General features: G+C 65.0%; 28 protein-coding genes. 26 read left to right on the forward strand and 2 right to left on the reverse strand.

The features are described from left to right. Positions 1 to 156 precede the first annotated feature (156 nt). On the reverse strand, positions 157 to 321 hold the full coding sequence (locus BDIM_RS17835) for a hypothetical protein (protein ID WP_003164362.1): 165 nt from the start codon (positions 319 to 321) through the stop codon (positions 157 to 159). Positions 322 to 470: 149 nt separating this feature from the next. Between BDIM_RS17835 and BDIM_RS04415 the strand changes: the two genes are divergently transcribed. From BDIM_RS04415 to BDIM_RS04425, 3 genes are all read left to right on the forward strand, one after another. Beyond that, positions 471 to 1628, forward strand: coding sequence for a GNAT family N-acetyltransferase (locus BDIM_RS04415; RefSeq protein ID WP_040345012.1), 1158 nt, complete (start codon positions 471 to 473; stop codon positions 1626 to 1628). 13 nt (positions 1629 to 1641) lie between these two features. Then, positions 1642 to 2571 (forward strand): cupin domain-containing protein, encoded by a 930-nt coding sequence (locus BDIM_RS04420; protein WP_003164363.1) that lies wholly within the window; start codon positions 1642 to 1644, stop codon positions 2569 to 2571. 101 nt (positions 2572 to 2672) lie between these two features. Beyond that, a complete protein-coding gene (locus tag BDIM_RS04425; protein WP_003164364.1) occupies positions 2673 to 3569 on the forward strand; it encodes a GIN domain-containing protein in 897 nt (298 codons plus the stop codon). Between the two features lie 155 nt (positions 3570 to 3724). Here BDIM_RS04425 and BDIM_RS04430 read toward each other — a convergent pair whose 3' ends face one another. Beyond that, complete coding sequence (locus BDIM_RS04430) at positions 3725 to 4483, reverse strand: outer membrane protein (protein WP_003164365.1); 759 nt, start codon at positions 4481 to 4483, stop codon at positions 3725 to 3727. A gap of 585 nt (positions 4484 to 5068) precedes the next feature. On the opposite strand from BDIM_RS04430, the gene rpsJ reads away from it, so the two are divergent. The 23 genes from rpsJ to BDIM_RS04545 all read left to right on the forward strand — a co-directional run bounded on the left by rpsJ (position 5069) and on the right by BDIM_RS04545 (position 16802). Then, positions 5069 to 5374 carry a 30S ribosomal protein S10 gene (gene rpsJ / locus BDIM_RS04435; protein ID WP_003164367.1) on the forward strand — a complete coding sequence of 102 codons (306 nt, stop codon included), beginning with the start codon at positions 5069 to 5071 and terminating at the stop codon, positions 5372 to 5374. Positions 5375 to 5397: 23 nt separating this feature from the next. Next, the gene (rplC, locus tag BDIM_RS04440) at positions 5398 to 6141 is read left to right on the forward strand and encodes a 50S ribosomal protein L3 (protein WP_003164368.1); all 744 of its coding nucleotides are present in this window, start codon (positions 5398 to 5400) and stop codon (positions 6139 to 6141) included. Then, positions 6141 to 6779, forward strand: a complete 639-nt coding sequence (gene rplD, locus BDIM_RS04445) for a 50S ribosomal protein L4 (protein ID WP_003164369.1) — start codon at positions 6141 to 6143, stop codon at positions 6777 to 6779. The genes rplC and rplD overlap by 1 nt, the downstream gene beginning before the upstream one ends. Further along, a complete protein-coding gene (locus tag BDIM_RS04450; RefSeq protein WP_003164370.1) occupies positions 6779 to 7084 on the forward strand; it encodes a 50S ribosomal protein L23 in 306 nt (101 codons plus the stop codon). The genes rplD and BDIM_RS04450 overlap by 1 nt, the downstream gene beginning before the upstream one ends. A 4-nt stretch (positions 7085 to 7088) precedes the next feature. Next, complete coding sequence (gene rplB, locus BDIM_RS04455) at positions 7089 to 7925, forward strand: 50S ribosomal protein L2 (RefSeq protein ID WP_003164371.1); 837 nt, start codon at positions 7089 to 7091, stop codon at positions 7923 to 7925. 2 nt (positions 7926 to 7927) lie between these two features. After that, positions 7928 to 8206, forward strand: coding sequence for a 30S ribosomal protein S19 (gene rpsS, locus BDIM_RS04460; RefSeq protein ID WP_003164372.1), 279 nt, complete (start codon positions 7928 to 7930; stop codon positions 8204 to 8206). Between the two features lie 3 nt (positions 8207 to 8209). Then, entirely contained in the window at positions 8210 to 8590 is a 381-nt protein-coding gene (rplV, locus tag BDIM_RS04465; protein WP_003164373.1) for a 50S ribosomal protein L22, read from the forward strand. Beyond that, positions 8590 to 9336: a 30S ribosomal protein S3 gene (gene rpsC / locus BDIM_RS04470; RefSeq protein ID WP_003164374.1), complete on the forward strand. Its 747-nt coding sequence runs from the start codon at positions 8590 to 8592 to the stop codon at positions 9334 to 9336. The genes rplV and rpsC overlap by 1 nt, the downstream gene beginning before the upstream one ends. Before the next feature lie 6 nt (positions 9337 to 9342). Next, positions 9343 to 9780 (forward strand): 50S ribosomal protein L16, encoded by a 438-nt coding sequence (gene rplP, locus BDIM_RS04475; protein WP_003164375.1) that lies wholly within the window; start codon positions 9343 to 9345, stop codon positions 9778 to 9780. Continuing rightward, positions 9780 to 9977: a 50S ribosomal protein L29 gene (rpmC, locus tag BDIM_RS04480; RefSeq protein WP_003164376.1), complete on the forward strand. Its 198-nt coding sequence runs from the start codon at positions 9780 to 9782 to the stop codon at positions 9975 to 9977. The genes rplP and rpmC overlap by 1 nt, the downstream gene beginning before the upstream one ends. Positions 9978 to 9987: 10 nt before the next feature. Further along, on the forward strand, positions 9988 to 10230 hold the full coding sequence (rpsQ, locus tag BDIM_RS04485; RefSeq protein WP_003164377.1) for a 30S ribosomal protein S17: 243 nt from the start codon (positions 9988 to 9990) through the stop codon (positions 10228 to 10230). Between the two features lie 18 nt (positions 10231 to 10248). Further along, positions 10249 to 10617, forward strand: coding sequence for a 50S ribosomal protein L14 (gene rplN, locus BDIM_RS04490; protein WP_003164378.1), 369 nt, complete (start codon positions 10249 to 10251; stop codon positions 10615 to 10617). Between the two features lie 2 nt (positions 10618 to 10619). Beyond that, the gene (rplX, locus tag BDIM_RS04495; RefSeq protein ID WP_003164379.1) at positions 10620 to 10928 is read left to right on the forward strand and encodes a 50S ribosomal protein L24; all 309 of its coding nucleotides are present in this window, start codon (positions 10620 to 10622) and stop codon (positions 10926 to 10928) included. Then, positions 10928 to 11485 carry a 50S ribosomal protein L5 gene (gene rplE / locus BDIM_RS04500; RefSeq protein WP_003164380.1) on the forward strand — a complete coding sequence of 186 codons (558 nt, stop codon included), beginning with the start codon at positions 10928 to 10930 and terminating at the stop codon, positions 11483 to 11485. Before rplX ends, rplE begins: the two co-directional genes overlap by 1 nt. 19 nt (positions 11486 to 11504) lie before the next feature. Continuing rightward, entirely contained in the window at positions 11505 to 11810 is a 306-nt protein-coding gene (rpsN, locus tag BDIM_RS04505) for a 30S ribosomal protein S14 (protein WP_003164381.1), read from the forward strand. 15 nt (positions 11811 to 11825) lie between these two features. Continuing rightward, positions 11826 to 12224, forward strand: a complete 399-nt coding sequence (gene rpsH / locus BDIM_RS04510; RefSeq protein WP_003170021.1) for a 30S ribosomal protein S8 — start codon at positions 11826 to 11828, stop codon at positions 12222 to 12224. A 1-nt stretch (position 12225) separates the two neighbouring features. Then, entirely contained in the window at positions 12226 to 12759 is a 534-nt protein-coding gene (gene rplF, locus BDIM_RS04515; protein ID WP_040345018.1) for a 50S ribosomal protein L6, read from the forward strand. Between the two features lie 3 nt (positions 12760 to 12762). Further along, positions 12763 to 13119, forward strand: a complete 357-nt coding sequence (gene rplR / locus BDIM_RS04520; RefSeq protein WP_003164382.1) for a 50S ribosomal protein L18 — start codon at positions 12763 to 12765, stop codon at positions 13117 to 13119. 13 nt (positions 13120 to 13132) lie between these two features. Beyond that, complete coding sequence (gene rpsE / locus BDIM_RS04525) at positions 13133 to 13732, forward strand: 30S ribosomal protein S5 (RefSeq protein WP_003164383.1); 600 nt, start codon at positions 13133 to 13135, stop codon at positions 13730 to 13732. Positions 13733 to 13735: 3 nt separating this feature from the next. Continuing rightward, complete coding sequence (gene rpmD / locus BDIM_RS04530) at positions 13736 to 13930, forward strand: 50S ribosomal protein L30 (protein ID WP_003164384.1); 195 nt, start codon at positions 13736 to 13738, stop codon at positions 13928 to 13930. Positions 13931 to 14093: 163 nt separating this feature from the next. Continuing rightward, positions 14094 to 14687: a 50S ribosomal protein L15 gene (gene rplO / locus BDIM_RS04535; RefSeq protein ID WP_003164385.1), complete on the forward strand. Its 594-nt coding sequence runs from the start codon at positions 14094 to 14096 to the stop codon at positions 14685 to 14687. Between the two features lie 148 nt (positions 14688 to 14835). Beyond that, positions 14836 to 16212: a preprotein translocase subunit SecY gene (gene secY, locus BDIM_RS04540; protein WP_003164387.1), complete on the forward strand. Its 1377-nt coding sequence runs from the start codon at positions 14836 to 14838 to the stop codon at positions 16210 to 16212. A gap of 26 nt (positions 16213 to 16238) precedes the next feature. Next, positions 16239 to 16802 (forward strand): adenylate kinase, encoded by a 564-nt coding sequence (locus tag BDIM_RS04545; protein WP_003164388.1) that lies wholly within the window; start codon positions 16239 to 16241, stop codon positions 16800 to 16802. Positions 16803 to 17095: the final 293 nt, after the last annotated feature.

Below are 17095 nucleotides of genomic sequence, written 5' to 3' on the forward strand. Positions count from 1 at the left end.
ATCCTCGCCACGCGAGACTAAAGCCTAGGCGGGAGCTCGCTCCCGCCGGGGCCAAGATCGTCGAGTAATATCGACGGGCGGCTTTCGAGCCGCACAGTAAGAGTAGCGTAAGCGTAACAGAGCGGCCCCCGGAGAAATCCGGGGGCCGTTTTGCTTTCAGTCGTTCGGCGCGCCGGTCGCGGGATCGGTTTCCGTGCGGCCCGAGTTGCTGCTGCCCTCGGCGCCCTTGGGCTCCGTAGCTGGGCGAGGCGGACTGCCCTCCTTGTCGGGACGCTGGTTCTCGTTCTCGGTTTCGCGGCTCTTGGGGCGTGGTTTCGTCATATGAACCTCCTGAAGGAGTTCAATGCGGTGTGGGCGGCGAAGCTCCGATCTTTTGTGCAAGGGGCCGAACGCTAACCCGGCCTCAAGGGCTTGGTCGTATGAGCGGGCGTTGGAACGGGACTTGCTGGGAACGTTCCGAAGGGAGCGTCATGTCGGGACCACTATCAGTAGAAATCCGCAACCTCGCCGAGCTGTCGGCTGAGGAGGGCGTCCAATGGAACAGGTGGGCGCGTGCGGACCCGGATCTGAGCAGCCCGTATTTCCGTTGGGAGTTCGCACGGACGGCCGGGCCGATCTGTCCCGGTTCGGCAGTCGCCGTCTTCAAACGGGACGGCCGCGTCGTCGGCTATTATCCGCATCAGCGCCGAGGCGGGACGGTTCAGCCTCTGGCCGCGCCCATGAACGACTATCATGGCGTTATTGGTCCGCGTGACGACAAGCCTTCGATGCAGGAGGCGGCGGCCCTGATCGGCGCGCCCCGCTTCGCCGCCGCCGCCTGGATCGGCGAGGCGCCGCAGACGATGCGGCGCAATCACAGCGTGGTTTCTGTGGTGCCTGAGGAGGGCGGATTCGACGCCTGGTACGCCCGGCGTCGGAAGGCCTTCCCGAAATACTTTAAGGACAAGGAGCGCTCTCGTCGTGGTCTGGACGGTGCGTTCAGAGCGGTCGAGATCGAGATCGGCCTGCATGACCACGCCCTGCTCAAACGCCTGATCATCGAGAAGAGCGAACAGTACCGGCGCACGGGACATCACGACATCTTCGCCTGCGGGTGGACGGAACAGGTGCTTCACGCCCTGATGGACTGCCAGGGCGAGGACGGCTTCGGCGCCTCCATGGCTGTGCTGCGCGTGGACGGGCGGGTTGTCGCCATGGAGTATTCCATGCACGCTGGGCGTCATTTCCACCTGTGGTTCCCGGTCTATGAGCAGGAGGTGGCGCGCTGGTCGCCCGGCATCGTGCTGACGCAGGAGACGATTCGGCTGGGCTCGGAACGCGGCTATCGCATCTTTGATTACGGCGTCGGCGTCGGCGGCAACTACAAGAAATACTACGACGACGGGGGCCTTGTGACCGCCGAAGGCGTTGTGGCTCGACCAGGCGTCGGCAACGCGGCGTGCGCGACGGCCAGCGCGGCCCTGGGCGTGCTCGGTCACGCGCGGGCGGGCCGGCTGCGTCTCAGCACGCAGCGGCGTTGGTCCGTGATCGAGGCGTGTGAGACAAGTTTGGCCGGTCAGGCAGCGGGCGCGCTGCGCGCCGCCGCCGACATGGTCCGGAAACAAAAAGCGGCCGGCTCGGCCGATTGATGAGGAGAGCGGTATGACGGCTTCCATGACGCGCTACGCGGGCCCGATCACCCAGGCCGAGGTCCACCCTCATGCCCTGGTCGCCGACGGATTCGCCGAGGATCAGGCCCTGGCCGAGGTGCTGGACCGCTATCCGGCCGACCTGTTCGACATCAACCTGTATGACTACGACGACGAGGGGCAGGTCAGCCTGCGGACCGGCGCGCGCGGACGCCTGAACGGCGCCGAACTGCTGGAGGCGATCCAGCAGGGCCGTCTGTGGGTCAATATGCGCAAGGTCGAACAGGGCTGGCCCGAGCTGTGGCGCGCGGCCATGGTCGACTTCGAGCGCATCCTCGGCGGTTATGGTCTGAAGGCGGCCAGCGCCAGCGGGCAACTGATCCTGTCGTCGCCCAAGGCGCGCGTGCCCTATCATTTCGATGCCGGCGGGGTGGTGCTGTTCCACATGCGCGGGCGCAAACGCCTGTTCGTCTATCCGGGCGACGAAGCCCATCTGCCGGAACGCAGCATGGAGCAGGTCGTCACCCGTCAGACGACCGAAGAGATTCCCTATCGCCGCGCCTTCGAGGACGACGCCCGCATCGTCGACCTTGAGCCGGGACAGGCGCTGACCTGGCCCTTCTATGCGCCGCATCGGGTCGAGAACCTGGATCGGTTCTGCGTCTCCCTGTCGGTGGAGTTCCAGAGCTGGCCGTCGCGCATCCGCAACGGCGCCCTCTACACCAACGCCTTCCTGCGTAGCCGGGGAGGGGAGCCGCGCGCCACGGACCGCATGAGCAAGCCCGAGCTGGCCGCACGGTGGGCCGCGTCGGTGGCGCTGAAGCGCACAGGCCTGATGAAGAGCCGCATCGCCACGTTCGAGCGGGATTTCGAACCCGCTGTCGGCGCGACGGATGGCGCTGCGGCCTTGGCTCCCGATCGTGCAGACGGTTCCGCCGCCTGAGGGGGCCTTAGGTTAAAAGGGGTTCATGACCTCGATTTAAACTGACTTTGCGGGGCGCGGCCCTCAGTTTCTCCTGGACACAAAGACAGGGAGACCCGCTGATGAAACCCGCTGCAATCGCCGCCGCCATGGGAAGCGCGTTGGCTGCATCCGCCGTTCTGGCGGCGCCGGCCATGGCTGAGGACGTGACGATCCGCAACGCCGTGGCGCGCGTCATCGTCATCCCGGAAGACCGTTCCGACGTCGGCGTCGAGATCACGCAAGGCTCGGCCGGCCTGCCGGCGCTTCGCATCGAACGCCGAGGCGCGCAGGTCCGCATCGACGGCGGTCTGGGGCGCGGGCGCGGCATGAGCTTCAACGGCGGTCAGATCGGCTCCTGCAACAACGGTCCCGCAGGCGCGCGCCAGCCGGGCGAAGGCGCGACGGTCGAGGTGCGGGGCAAGGGGCGAATCCGCATGGAGGACGCTCCTCTGATCGTCCTGCGCACGCCGCGCGACGTCGAGGTCAGCGGCGGCGGCGCCATCTTCGGTTCGGTCGGCCGCGGCGCCCGGTCCGTCGAGCTGGGCAATGGAGGCTGCGGTTCCTGGACGGTGGCCAATGTCGACGGCGACGTGGATCTGTCGGTCGGCGGTTCGGGCTCGATCAGGGCCGGCACGTCGCGCAATCTGGAGGCCGCTGTGGGCGGGTCCGGCTCGGTCTTCGCCGGCGCCACGGGCAAGCTGGACGCCAGCGTAGGCGGTTCAGGCAGCATTGATGTGGCGCGTGTGGACGGCGAGACCCGCATCGCCATCGGCGGATCCGGCGACGTGCGGGTGCGCGGCGGCCGCGCCTCGACCCTGGAGGTCTCGATCGGCGGCTCCGGCGACGTAAACTTCGGCGGAACGGCGGGCGACGTCTCGGCGGCCATCGCCGGATCGGGCGACGTGCGTGTGGCCCAGGCCACGGGCGCGGTTTCGCGCTCGATCGTGGGATCAGGGGATCTGCGCATCGGCCGCTGACGCCGACAAGCCCCTGAAGGAGAAGGCCCGGGAGCGTGGAACCCCTCGGGCCTTTTTCGTGCCTGGAGGCATGAGGTGCGGGCAAACAAAAACCCCGGCGGATTGCTCCGCCGGGGTTTCATTGATCCGTGCGGTCCGAAGACCGCGAAGATCGATTAGTTGCCGAACAGGGCGGCCACGCCGTTGTGCGTGCGGCCCAGGTTGGCGCCGGCTTGGTCGCGGGCTTGCAGACCGCCGCCGAAGCTGTAGCGCATGCCGATCTTGAAGACGTTGGCGTCGACGTCCAGGTCCGAGGACTTGACGTAGTCGTAGCCGCCGAAGACCGAGTACGGGGTGTCGGCGAACTGGTACTCAGCAGCCACGCCGGCCGACCAGGCGTCCACGTCGCCGGCGCCGATGAAGATGTTGTCGGCGTCGACGTTGGTGTACGCGGCGCCGCCGCTCAGGCGCAGTTGCGGCGTGGCGTAGAAGGCGGCGTCGCCGGCCACGGTCCAGATGTCGGCGTCAGCCGCGGTGCCGTACGAGACGACGCCCGTCAGGGTGGCGCGGTCCAGGTACTTCTGGCCTTCCAGACCGAAGGTGTTCAGCGTGGTGTTGCCGAATTCCGAAGCGCCGTAGAAGCCGCCGAAGCGCATGTCGTCGATCTTCTTCGACAGGTGCACGGCGCCGGCCAGGGTGGTTTCGTCGCCGGCGTGCTTGACGTCGGTGTAGGCGGCTTCGGCGTTGAAGGTGACGGTCCAGTCGCCGAACACCGACGAAGCGACCGTGCCGTCGATGACGCCGCGGTTGACGTCCGTGCCTTCGACGTCGGCGTAGTTGTAGGCGATGCCGACCGAGCCGATGGCGTCTTGAGCGAAGGCGGGAGCGGCGATCAGGGTCGCGGCGGCGACCGAAGCGAGAAAGACGGTTTTCATTTTTTTGTCCTTATATACTGCCGCCGGGACAGCTTGGCCGCTCCGGCGATGGGCAACACATAGGTCGCCCTTTTGCCTTTTGCCGTTACAAACGTGTCATGAACTCGTCGTCATTGGCTGATGTTGCCCAAAAGAGACGCATTAAGGCATAACTGCGTCAGTATACGGAGCGCATTGCGGCGGCGCCTTTCTGCGGCGTTCATCTGGCCGTTTTCCCGCCTCAGACCCTAACGGTCGGCCCGTGTTATGTTGCATTGCAGCGGGCGAAGAGGGGTGTGGGCGGCGTGAGTCGCAAACCCTGACGGGGCGGGGATTTCCGCGCTTGACGGAAACGGAATCGGAAGGCATAAGCACCCCTCTTGTTGGACCGGCTGTGCACTTTCGGGTGCAGACGCGGTCCGCAGGGACGACCTAAGTTACTGTTCTTTGCAGCTTCTTGGGAACTTACGGCCTTCGCGGGGGACTGCGTGGGCCGCTCGTTTTTGCGGATTTGCGTTTCCTGGGGGCGAGTTATCGCTCTGAGGCTTCGGTCTTTGAAATGGTTCACAGGGACGCGGCTCCGGCCGCATGGGAATAACAACCGATATGGATCAAAGCATCCGCATCAGGCTCAAGGCCTTCGATCATCGCGTCCTCGACTTTTCGACGCGCGAAATCGTCAACACCGCCAAGCGCACGGGCGCGACCGTTCGCGGTCCGATCCCGTTGCCGACCCTGATCGAAAAGTTCACCGTGAACCGCTCGCCGCACGTCGACAAGAAGTCGCGCGAGCAGTTTGAAATCCGCACGCACAAGCGCGTGCTCGACATCGTCGACCCCACCCCGCAGACCGTGGACGCGCTCATGAAGCTCGACCTGTCCGCCGGCGTGGACGTCGAGATCAAGATCTAAGAAAGAAAGAGGCGGGATCCGACATGCGCACGGGCGTGATCGCCAAGAAGCTGGGGATGACTCGCGTGTTCGCCGATGACGGCGCACACGTTCCGGTCACTGTGCTCCAGCTCGACGGCTGCCAAGTCGTCGGCCAACGTACCAAGGAGCGCGACGGCTACGTCGCCCTTCAGCTGGGCGCTGGCGTTAAGAAGGCCAAGAACACGGCCAAGGCTCAACGCGAAGTCTTCGCGAAGGCCGAGGTCGAGCCTAAGGCCTATGTAACCGAGTTCCGCGTGGGTGAAGACGCCCTGCTGGACGTGGGCGCCGAACTGTCGGCCGACCACTTCCTCGCGGGCCAGAAGGTCGACATCCAGGGCCATACCATTGGTAAGGGCTTTGCCGGCGCCATGAAGCGCTGGAACTTCGGTGGTCTGCGCGCCTCGCACGGCGTGTCGATTTCGCACCGTTCGCATGGTTCGACCGGCCAGCGTCAGGATCCGGGCAAGGTCTTCAAGGGCAAGAAGATGGCTGGTCATCTGGGCCAGGAAGTCGTCACGACCCAGAACCTGACCGTCGTCCGCGTCGATGCTGAACGTGGCCTGATCCTGATCAAGGGCGCTGTCCCGGGTCACGACGGCGCCTACGTCAAGATCAGCGACGCCATCAAGAAGGCCCGTCCTGCGGACGCCCCGTTCCCGGGCGCCGTGAAGTCGGCCGCTGCTCAACCCGCTTCGACCCCGGCTGAAGCGCCGGCCGTGGAAGCGACCGAAGGCGGTGAAGCGTAATGAAACTCTCGGTCATCAAACTCGACGGCAAGGCTGCTGGCGACGTTGAGCTGTCGGACGCCGTCTTCGGCATCTCCGACATCCGCGGCGACCTGCTGGCCCGTTACGTCAACTGGCAGCTGGCCAAGCGCCGCGCCGGTACGCACAAGGTTCAAACCCGCAACGAGAACTCTCGTACGGGCAAGAAGATGTACAAGCAGAAGGGCACCGGCGGCGCTCGTCACGGTTCGCGCCGTGCGCCGCAGTTCGTCGGCGGTTCGCGCGCCTTCGGTCCGGTTGTCCGCGACCACGGCTACTCGCTGCCGAAGAAGGTCCGCGCCCTGGCTTTGCGTCACGCCCTGTCGTCCAAGGCCAAGGCCGGCGACCTGGTCGTCGTCGACAGCGTCTCGGTCAAGGAAGCCAAGACGGCCTCGCTGCGCGAGACCTTCGGCAAGCTGGGCTGGACCAAGGCTCTGATCATCGCGGGTCCGGAAGTTGAAACCAACTTCGGCCTGGCCGCGCGCAACATCCCGCACATCGACGTGCTGCCGAACGCCGGCCTGAACGTCTATGACATCCTGCGGGCCGACAAACTGGTGCTGACCAAGGCGGCTGTTGAAGCCATCGAGGCGCGCTTCGCTGAGAAGGAAGCCGCATAATGGCCGCCGCTCAACCCACCGCCAAGCACTACGACACCATCCTGGCTCCGGTGATCACCGAGAAGGCCACGATCCTGTCGGAGCAGAACAAGGTCGTCTTCCGCGTCGCCGGCACGGCGACCAAGGACGAGATCGCCGCTGCGGTCGAAAGCCTGTTCAAAGTCAACGTCCTCAAGGTCAACACCCTGGTTCAAAAGGGCAAGACCAAGCGCTTCCGGGGCATCCTGGGCCGTCGCGTGGACATCAAGAAAGCGATCGTGACGCTGGCCGAAGGCCAGTCGATCGACGTCACGACGGGGCTCTAAGAAGATGGCTCTGAAGCATTACAATCCGACGTCGCCGGGCCGCCGCGCCCTGGTGCTGGTCGACCGTTCCGAGCTGCACAAAGGCCGCCCGGAGAAGTCGCTGACCGAAGGCCTGACCAAGTCGGGCGGTCGTGGTCAGGGCGGTCGCATCGCTGTCCGCTTCCGCGGCGGCGGCGCCAAGAAGCTGTACCGCAAGATCGATTTCAAGCGTCGCAAGTTCGACGTGGTCGGCACGGTCGAGCGTCTGGAATACGACCCCAACCGCACCGCCTTCATCGCCCTGGTTGTCTACCCGGACGGCGAGAAGACCTACATCATCGCGCCTCAGCGCCTTCATGCCGGCGACACCATCGTTGCGGGTGAGAAGGTCGACGTGAAGCCGGGCAACGCCATGCCGCTGCGCTCGATCCCCGTCGGCACCATCATCCACAACGTGGAGATGAAGCCGGGCAAGGGCGCTCAGCTGGCCCGTTCGGCCGGCGCCTACGCTCAACTGGTTGGTCGCGACCAGGGCTACGCTCAGATCCGTCTGGGCTCGGGCGAGCTTCGCATGGTTCTGGACGGCTGCATGGCCGTTGTCGGCGCCGTGTCGAACCCCGAGCACATGAACCAGAACCTGGGCAAGGCGGGCCGCAAGCGTCACATGGGCTGGCGTCCGCACGTCCGCGGCGTCGCCATGAACCCGATCGACCACCCGCATGGTGGTGGTGAAGGCCGGACCTCTGGTGGTCGCACCCCGGTTACGCCGTGGGGCAAGGACACCAAGGGCACCCGTACCCGCAAGAACAAGGCCACGGATAAGTTCATCATCCGTAGCCGTCACGTGAAGAAGGCTCGCTAAGAATGGCCCGCTCCTCCTGGAAAGGCCCGTTTGTCGACGGGTATCTGCTCAAGAAGGCCGACGCCGCTCAATCGTCGGGCCGCAAGGACGTGATCAAGACGTGGTCGCGCCGCTCCACCATCCTGCCGCAGTTCGTCGGTCTGACGTTCGGCGTCCACAACGGCCAGAAGCATGTGCCGGTGTCGGTCTCCGAAGAAATGGTCGGCATGAAGTTCGGCGAGTTCGCCCCGACCCGGAACTTCCCGGGCCACGCGGCGGACAAGAAGGCCAAGAGGAAATAATCCATGGCCCAGACCAAGAACCCCCGTCGCGTTGAAGCGACCGAGGCCCGCGCCAAGCTGGTCAACGTCCGCATCAGCCCGCAGAAGCTGAACCTGGTGGCCGCGTCGATCCGCGGTCTGCCGGTCCAGAAGGCGCTGAACGAGCTGGAATTCAGCCACAAGCGCATCGCTGGCGATGTCCGCAAGGTTCTGTACTCGGCGATCTCGAACGCCGAGAACAACCACAACCTCGACATCGACAACCTGGTTGTCGCCGAGGCCTTCGTGGGCAAGAACCTGGTGATGAAGCGTTTCGCGAGCCGCGCTCGCGGTCGCTCCTCGCGCATCCTGAAACCCTTTAGCGAGATCACGATCGTGGTCCGTGAAGCCGGCGAGGCTGCCTGATGGGACAGAAAATCAATCCGATCGGTCTGCGCCTCGGCGTGAACCGCACGTGGGACAGCCGCTGGTTCGCCGGCGGCGCTGACTACGCCAAACTGCTCCACCAGGATCTGAAGCTGCGCACGTGGCTGAAGGAACGCCTGTCGGCCGCCGGCGTGTCGCGCATCATCATCGAGCGCCCCCACAAGAAGTGCCGCGTGACGATCTACGCCGCCCGTCCGGGTGTCGTGATCGGCAAGAAGGGCGCTGACATCGAGAAGCTCCGCAAGGACATCTCGGCCCGCACCGAAGGCGAAGTTCACCTGAACATCGTCGAAGTCCGCAAGCCGGAGACCGACGCTCAGCTGATCGCCGAGAACATCGCTCAGCAGCTGGAACGCCGTATCGCGTTCCGCCGCGCCATGAAGCGTTCGATGCAGTCGGCCATGCGCCTGGGCGCTAAGGGCGTCCGCATCAACGTCTCGGGCCGTCTGGGCGGCGCCGAAATCGCTCGTATGGAATGGTACCGCGAAGGTCGCGTGCCGCTTCACACGCTGCGCGCCGACATCGACTACGGCTTCTATGAAGCCAAGACGACCTACGGCATCATCGGCGTGAAGGTCTGGGTGTTTAAGGGTGAAGTGCTCGAGCACGACCCGATGGCCCAGGACAAGCGTTGGGCCCAGGAAGCCTCGGGTCCGTCGTCCAACGAAGGCCGTGAGCGCGGCCCCCGCGGTGATCGCGGTCCGCGCCGTGGTCGTGAGGGCTGATAGGCCATGTTGCAACCGAAAAAGACCAAGTACCGCAAGGCCTTCAAGGGCCGCATCCACGGCTCGTCCAAGGGTGGTTTCTCGCTGAACTTCGGCTCCTACGGTCTGAAGGCCGTCGAGCCGGAGCGCATCACGGCGCGTCAGATCGAAGCGGCTCGCCGCGCGATCACCCGTCAGATGAAGCGTCAGGGCCGCGTCTGGATCCGCATCTTCCCCGACGTGCCGGTCTCCGGCAAGCCGGCTGAAGTGCGGATGGGTAAGGGCAAGGGCGCGGTGGACCACTGGGCCGCTCGCGTGGCCCCGGGCCGCATCATGTTCGAAATCGACGGCGTGCCGGACGACGTGGCTCGTGAAGCGCTGCGCCTCGGCGCCGCCAAGCTGCCGATCCGCACCAAGGTGGTCACCCGCCTGGACGCCGGCATCGTTACGGAGCAAGCCGCCTAATGACCAAGATCGCCGATCTCCGGTCGCAAACCGTCGACCAACTGTCCGACGAGCTGCTGAAGCTCAAGAAGGAACAGTTCAACCTGCGCTTCCAGGCCGCCACCGGCCAGATGGAAAAGACCCACCGGGTCTCGGAAGTGCGCAAGGACATCGCTCGCATCTCGACGCTTCTGCGCGAGAAGCGTGCGGCCTCGTAAGGAAACACCGATGCCCAAACGCATTCTTGAAGGCGTGGTCGTCTCCGACAAGGGCGACAAGACCGTCGTCGTGAAGGTCGAGCGCACCCTGCTGCACCCGCTGCTCCGCAAGACGGTCCGCAAGTCCAAGAACTACCACGCCCACGATGAAGCTAACGCTCTCAAAGTCGGCGATATCGCGCGCATCATCGAATGCGCCCCCAAGTCCAAGTTGAAGCGCTGGGAAATCATTTCCCCGTCTTCGGCTTCGTAAGAAGAAGGATCGGATCCCATGATCCAGATGCAAACTAACCTGGAGGTCGCCGATAACTCGGGCGCCCGCCGGGTCATGTGCATCAAGGTGTTGGGCGGCTCCAAGCGCCGCTACGCCTCGATCGGCGACACCATCGTCGCCTCGGTGAAGGAAGCGATTCCGCGCGGCCGCGTGAAGAAGGGCGACGTCGTTCGCGCCATCGTCGTGCGCACCGCCAAGGACATCCAGCGCAAGGACGGCTCTGTCATCCGTTTCGACAAGTCGGCCGCCGTCATCGTCAACAAGCAGAACGAGCCTGTCGGCACCCGTATCTTCGGCCCGGTTCCGCGCGAGCTGCGCGCCAAGAACCACATGAAGATCATCTCGCTGGCTCCGGAGGTTCTGTAACCATGGCCGCCAAGATCAAGAAGGGCGACAACGTCGTCGTCCTGACCGGCAAGGACAAGGGCCGCACCGGCAAGGTGATGCAGGTTCTGCCGACGGAAAACCGCGTCGTCGTGCAAGGCGTCAACATGGTTCAGCGCCACACGCGCCCGACCCAGGCTGACCCGCAAGGCGGCATCAAGCACAAGGAAGCCTCGCTTCACCTGTCGAACGTCGCGATCGTCGACGCCAACGGCAAGGCGACCCGCGTGGGCTTCAAGGTCGAAGGGGACAAGAAGGTCCGCTTCGCCAAGTCGACGGGAGACGTCATCTGATGGCCGACACCAAGTACACGCCGCGTCTCAAGACCGACTATCAGGACCGCATCCGCGGCGTCCTGAAGGAAAAGTTCGGCTACACCAACGAGATGCAGATCCCCAAGCTGGACAAGATCGTCCTGAACATGGGTATCGGTGAAGCTGTCGCCGACTCCAAGAAGGCCAACGCGGCCCTCAAGGATCTGACGGCCATCGCCGGTCAGAAGGCTGTGCCGACCAAGGCTCGTAACTCCATCGCCGGCTTCAAGCTGCGCGAAGGCATGGTCATCGGCGGCAAGGTCACGCTGCGCGGCGCCCAGATGTACGAGTTCCTGGACCGCTTCATCACGATCGCCCTGCCGCGCGTGAAGGACTTCCGGGGCCTGAAGGGCACTTCGTTCGACGGTCGCGGCAACTACGCCACGGGTCTGAAGGAGCACATCGTGTTCCCGGAGATCAACTACGACCAGATCGACCAGATGTGGGGCATGGACATCATTGTCTGCACCACGGCCAAGACCGATGAGGAAGCCAAGGCTCTCCTCACCGAGTTCAAGTTCCCGTTCGTGAACTGATCGGGAAGGGAAGAGAACAATGGCTAAGAAAAGCGCCGTAAACCGCAACGAAGCCGTCAAGGCCCTGGTTGCGAAGTATGCCGCGAAGCGGGAAGCCCTGAAGGCGACCGCCAACGACGAGAGCCTGCCGCTGGAGGAGCGCTTCGACGCGCGCCTGAAGCTGGCCGCCCTGCCGCGTAACTCCGCACCGACCCGCATTCGCAACCGTTGCGAAGTCACGGGCCGTCCGCGGGCTTACTACCGCAAGCTCAAGATGAGCCGTGTCGCCCTGCGTGAGCTGGGCAACATGGGTCAGATCCCCGGCCTGACGAAGTCGAGCTGGTAAGGGGAGCGAACAGACATGATGATCAACGATCCCCTGAGCGACATGATCGCTCGCATCAAGAACGCGGCCACCCGCAAGCGTTCGTCGGTGCTCACCCCGGCTTCCCGTCTGCGTCAGCGCGTCCTCGACGTGCTGCAGGACGAAGGCTACATCCGCGGCTACTCGCTGGTTCAAAACCCCGGTGAGTTTCCGCAGTTCGAGATCGAGCTGAAGTACTTCGACGGCCAGCCGGTGATCGCCGAGATCGCCCGCGTGTCGAAGCCCGGCCGTCGCGTCTATTCGGCCATCGGCGATCTTAAGCCGGTCAAGAACGGCCTCGGCATCTCGATCCTTTCGACTTCGAAGGGCGTCATGTCCGACGCCGCCGCTCGCGACGCCAACGTCGGCGGCGAAGTCCTCTGCAGGGTCTACTGATATGTCTCGTATCGGCAAGAAAACCATCGCTGTGCCGAAGGGCGTGACCGTCACGCTCAACGGTCAGGACATCACCGTGAAGGGTCCGAAGGGCGAACGCTCCTGGACCGTCGCCGAAGAGATCGAAGTCAAGCAGGAAGGCGACGAACTGTCGCTGACCCCGCGTTCGGACACCCAGCGCGCTCGCGCCATGTGGGGTCTGTCGCGCACCCTGGTCGCCAACATGGTGACCGGCGTGACGGACGGCTTCGAGAAGACCTTGGAACTGGTCGGCGTCGGTTACCGCGCCGCCCTGAAGGGCAAGGATCTCTCGCTGCAGCTCGGCTTCTCGCACGACGTGGACATCGTTCCGCCGGAAGGCATCACCTTCGCCGTGCCGAAGCAGACCGAGATCAAGATCTCGGGCAACGACAAGCAGGCTGTGGGCGAAATCGCCGCCGTCATCCGCAAGATGCGTCCGCCGGAACCCTATAAGGGCAAGGGCGTGCGCTACCAGGGCGAGTTCGTCCGGCGCAAGGAAGGCAAGAAGAAGTAAGTCATGGCTCTCTCTCTTCAACAACAAGCCAAGCGCCGCGCCGAGCGCACCCGTCGTCGCCTCAAGGCGGTGGCCAATGGTCGTCTGCGTCTGTCGGTCTTCCGTTCGGACAAGAACATCTCGGCTCAGATCATCGACGATGCCCAGGGCATCACGGTGGCTTCCGCCTCGTCGCTGGAAGGCGGCAAGGGTTCCAAGGGTTCGGACGTCGCAGCCGCCGCCAAGATTGGCAAGCTGATCGCCGAGCGCGCCATCGAGAAGGGCGTCACGGACGTCGTCTTCGACCGTGGCGGCTACATCTATCACGGCCGGGTCAAGGCGCTGGCGGAAGCCGCGCGCGAAGCCGGTCTGAACTTCTAAGGGAACGGCAAGCATGGCTCGTGAACCCCAACGCGGCGGCGGCGATCGCAACCGTCGCGACAACCGCAACGCTCCCGTTGAAGGTCCGGATTCGGACATCATCGAGAAGCTGGTGCACATCAACCGCGTCGCCGCCACCGTCAAAGGCGGCCGCCGGTTCTCGTTCGCGGCCCTGATGGTCGTCGGCGACGGCAAAGGCCGCGTCGGCTTCGGTCACGGCAAGGCGCGCGAAGTGCCGGAAGCCATCCGTAAGGCGACCGAAGAAGCCAAGAAGACCATGATCAAGGTTCCGCTGCGCGAGAACCGCACCCTGCACCACGACGGCTCGGGCCGTTGGGGCGCCGGCAAGATCATGATGCGCGCTGCCCCTCCGGGCACGGGCGTCATCGCGGGCGGTCCGATGCGTGCGGTCCTCGAAACCCTCGGCGTCCAGGACGTCGTGGGCAAGTCGACCGGCTCGTCGAACCCCTACAACATGATCCGCGCCACCTTCGAAGCTCTGAAGGTTCAGTCGTCGCCGCGCCAGATCGCCTCCAAGCGGGGCAAGAAGGTGTCCGACCTGATGGGCCGCCGCAATGACGGCGCTTCGGCGCCGGAAGCCGTGGAGGGCTGATAGATGGCCAAGACCGAAAACAAGACTGTGACCGTCCGTCAGACGGCGAGCCCGATCCGCCGCAAGTCGGATCAGCGCGCCACCCTGGTGGGCCTGGGTCTCAACCAGATCGGCCGTGAGTCGACCCTGGAAGACACCCCCTCCGTCCGTGGGATGATCGCCAAGGTCGCTCACATGGTGGAAGTGGTCGAGAAGTAAGACGGTTCGCCCTCTCCCGTTCGCGGGGGAGGGCGTTTCGCTTTATGAAGGAAGCATCTTGCGATGCTGACGCGGGTCGCTTAATCAGCGGCCCTTCAATTTATCCAACGCCGAGTCAGGACCGCCTGGCGGACCTGGCGCTAGAACCCGAAAGGATCAGGCAATGAAGCTGAACGAAATCCGTGACAACGAAGGCGCCGCCAAGAAGCGTATGCGCGTCGGCCGCGGCCCGGGCTCGGGCAAGGGCAAGACCGCCGGTCGCGGCGTCAAGGGTCAGAAGTCGCGTTCGGGCGTCGCCATCGGCGGCTTCGAAGGCGGCCAGATGCCGCTGTACATGCGTATGCCGAAGCGCGGCTTCAACGTGCCGAACGCGCCGAAGCTGGCTGAAGTCAACCTGTGGCGCCTGCAAGAGGCCGTCGACGCCGGCAAGCTGGACGCCAAGGCTGAGATCAACGGCGCGGCCCTGGTCGCCGCCGGCGTGATCCGTCGCGTCAAGGACGGCGTGCGCGTCCTGGGCGAAGGCGAACTGAAGGCCAAGCTGAACCTGGTCGTGTGGTCGGCCTCGTCGGGCGCCGTCAAGGCGATCGAAGCCGCCGGCGGCTCGGTCACCCAGCAGCGCATCGAAGCCGAAGCCAAGGCTGCGGCTCGCCTCGAAAAGCGCAACGCCGCTCGCGGCAAGGTGCCGGAACCCAAGGCTCCGAAGGGCGACGCCAACAAGATCTCGGCTCGCGCCAAGCGCACCGCCGCCAAGGCCTAAAATCCGATATCGTCATCCCGTCGGGGGCGCGGCCTTCGCGCCTCCGCCGGGATCGTCCGGACCGGGATGACGATTTTCCGAAAGCGGCCCTCGCAAGAGCGCCGCTTTCCGCCTATCTGACGACGGGCATAGTCGTGGGGACCGCCTGATGGCTTCGGCCGCTGAACAACTTGCTGCCAATATGAACATGGGCTCGTTCGCGAAAGCGACCGAGCTGCACAAGCGCCTGCTGTTCACGCTGGGCGCGCTGCTGGTCTATCGGATCGGCACCTATGTTCCGATCCCTGGGATCAACGGTGAGGCCTTCCTGGCCTTCTTCCAGAACCCGGATGGCCAACGCGGCATCCTGGACATGTTCAACATGTTCTCGGGCGGCGCCGTCGAGCGCATGGCCGTGTTCGCGCTGAACGTCATGCCCTACATCTCGGCGTCGATCATCGTCCAGCTGATGGGCGCGGTGTATCCGCCGTGGGAGAAGCTGAAGAAGGAAGGCGGCGAGTCGGGCCGCAAGCAGCTGAACCAGTACACCCGCTATCTGACGGTGTTCCTGGCCCTGGCCCAGTCCTTCGGCATTGCGGTGGGCCTGAACGCCCAGCCGGGCCTGATCGACCAGCCGGGTCTGTTCTTCATTATTTCGACGGTCACCGTCCTGACCGGCGGCACCATGTTCCTGATGTGGCTGGGCGAGCAGGTGACGGCGCGCGGCGTCGGCAACGGCATCTCCCTGATCATCTTCGCGGGCATCGTGGCGGTTCTGCCGTCGACGGTGGCGCGGATGCTGGGCCTGGCCCAGCAGGGGCAGATGTCGGCCTTCACCCTGCTGTTCATCGCCATCATGGCGGTGGCGGTCATCGTCTTCATCGTCTTCATGGAACGCGCCCAGCGCCGCCTTCTGATCCAGTATCCGAAGCGCCAGGAAGGCAACCGCATGACGGGCGGCGAGCGCAGCTTCCTGCCGCTGAAGGTCAACACCGCGGGCGTGATCCCGGCCATCTTCGCCTCGTCGCTGCTGATGCTGCCGACGACGGTGGCCCAGTTCACGGCCAATGCGAACCTGCCGGACTGGATGAGCTGGCTGCCCCTGGTGACGGCCCAGCTGACGCACGGCCAGCCGGTGTTCATGATCCTGTACGCCGTCCTGATCGTCTTCTTCTGCTTCTTCTACACCTCGATCACCTTCAACCCCGAGGACACGGCCGAGAACCTGCGCAAGTACGGCGGCTTCCTGCCGGGCATCCGTCCGGGCAAGCGTACGGCCGAGTATCTGGACTATGTCCTGACGCGCCTGACGGTGATCGGCGCCGCCTACATCACCGCCGTCTGTCTTCTGCCGGAGTTCCTGGTCAGCAGCCTGGGCAACAGCCTGTACTTTGGCGGAACGTCTATCTTGATCGTGGTCTCGGTGACGATGGACACTGTCGCCCAGATCCAGTCGCACCTGCTGGCGCACCAGTACGAAGGGCTGATCAAGAAGGCCAAGTTGCGCGGCCGTGGCCGGGGCGGTTCCGCTCCTGTCCGTCGCTGATCGGGTAGGGGAGCCCGGAATATAAAATGAACCTGATCCTGTTCGGGCCGCCTGCGGCCGGCAAGGGCACCCAGGCCAAGCGGCTGGTCGAAGAGCGGGGCATGGTCCAGCTTTCGACCGGCGACATGCTGCGCGCGGCGATCGCTTCCGGCTCGGAGCTGGGGTTGAAGGTCAAGGACGTGCTGGCGCGCGGCGACCTCGTCACCGACGAGATCGTCATCGCCCTGATCGAAGCCCGCCTGCCGGAGGCCGAGGCCGCCGGCGGCGCCATCTTCGACGGCTTCCCCCGCACGGTGGCTCAGGCTGAAGCCCTGGACGCCATGCTGGCCAAGCGCGGCGCCCAGATCGACAGCGTCATCCGTCTGAAGGTGGACGACGCCGCCCTGACCGACCGTATCGGCAAGCGTTTCGCCGAGCAGGGCCGGGCGGACGACAACCCCGAGACCTTCAAGGACCGCCTGGCCGTGTACAACCGCCAGACCGCGCCGTTGCTTCCCTATTATACAGACCAGGGCAAGCTGACCGAGGTCGACGGCATGGGCGACATCGCCTCCGTGGCCGCCGCTATCGACGCGGCGCTGGACGCCTGAGCGGACACGCGATCTGATCCCCTCGACTTCTGAAGCGTTAGCGTTCGGAAGCCTGCGCGGGAGAGACGGTTGCGGCCGAAACGAATGAAGCAATGGCGCTGGGGCGCAGGGGGGCTGGCGGCCCTTCTGCACCTCGGCGCCTTTGTGCTTTTGGGCGTAGGGCGGCCCGAGGCGACCTTCGTGCCGCCACAGCCGCTCATCATTGTCGATCTGGTCCGGCCTGAGCCGGTCGCACCGCCGCCGCCTCCGCCAGAGCCTGCGGCGTCCCAGGGCGGCGGCGCCCCAGCGGCGCC

The sequence above is a fragment of the Brevundimonas diminuta ATCC 11568 genome (assembly GCF_000204035.1).
GTDB classification, from domain to species: domain Bacteria; phylum Pseudomonadota; class Alphaproteobacteria; order Caulobacterales; family Caulobacteraceae; genus Brevundimonas; species Brevundimonas diminuta.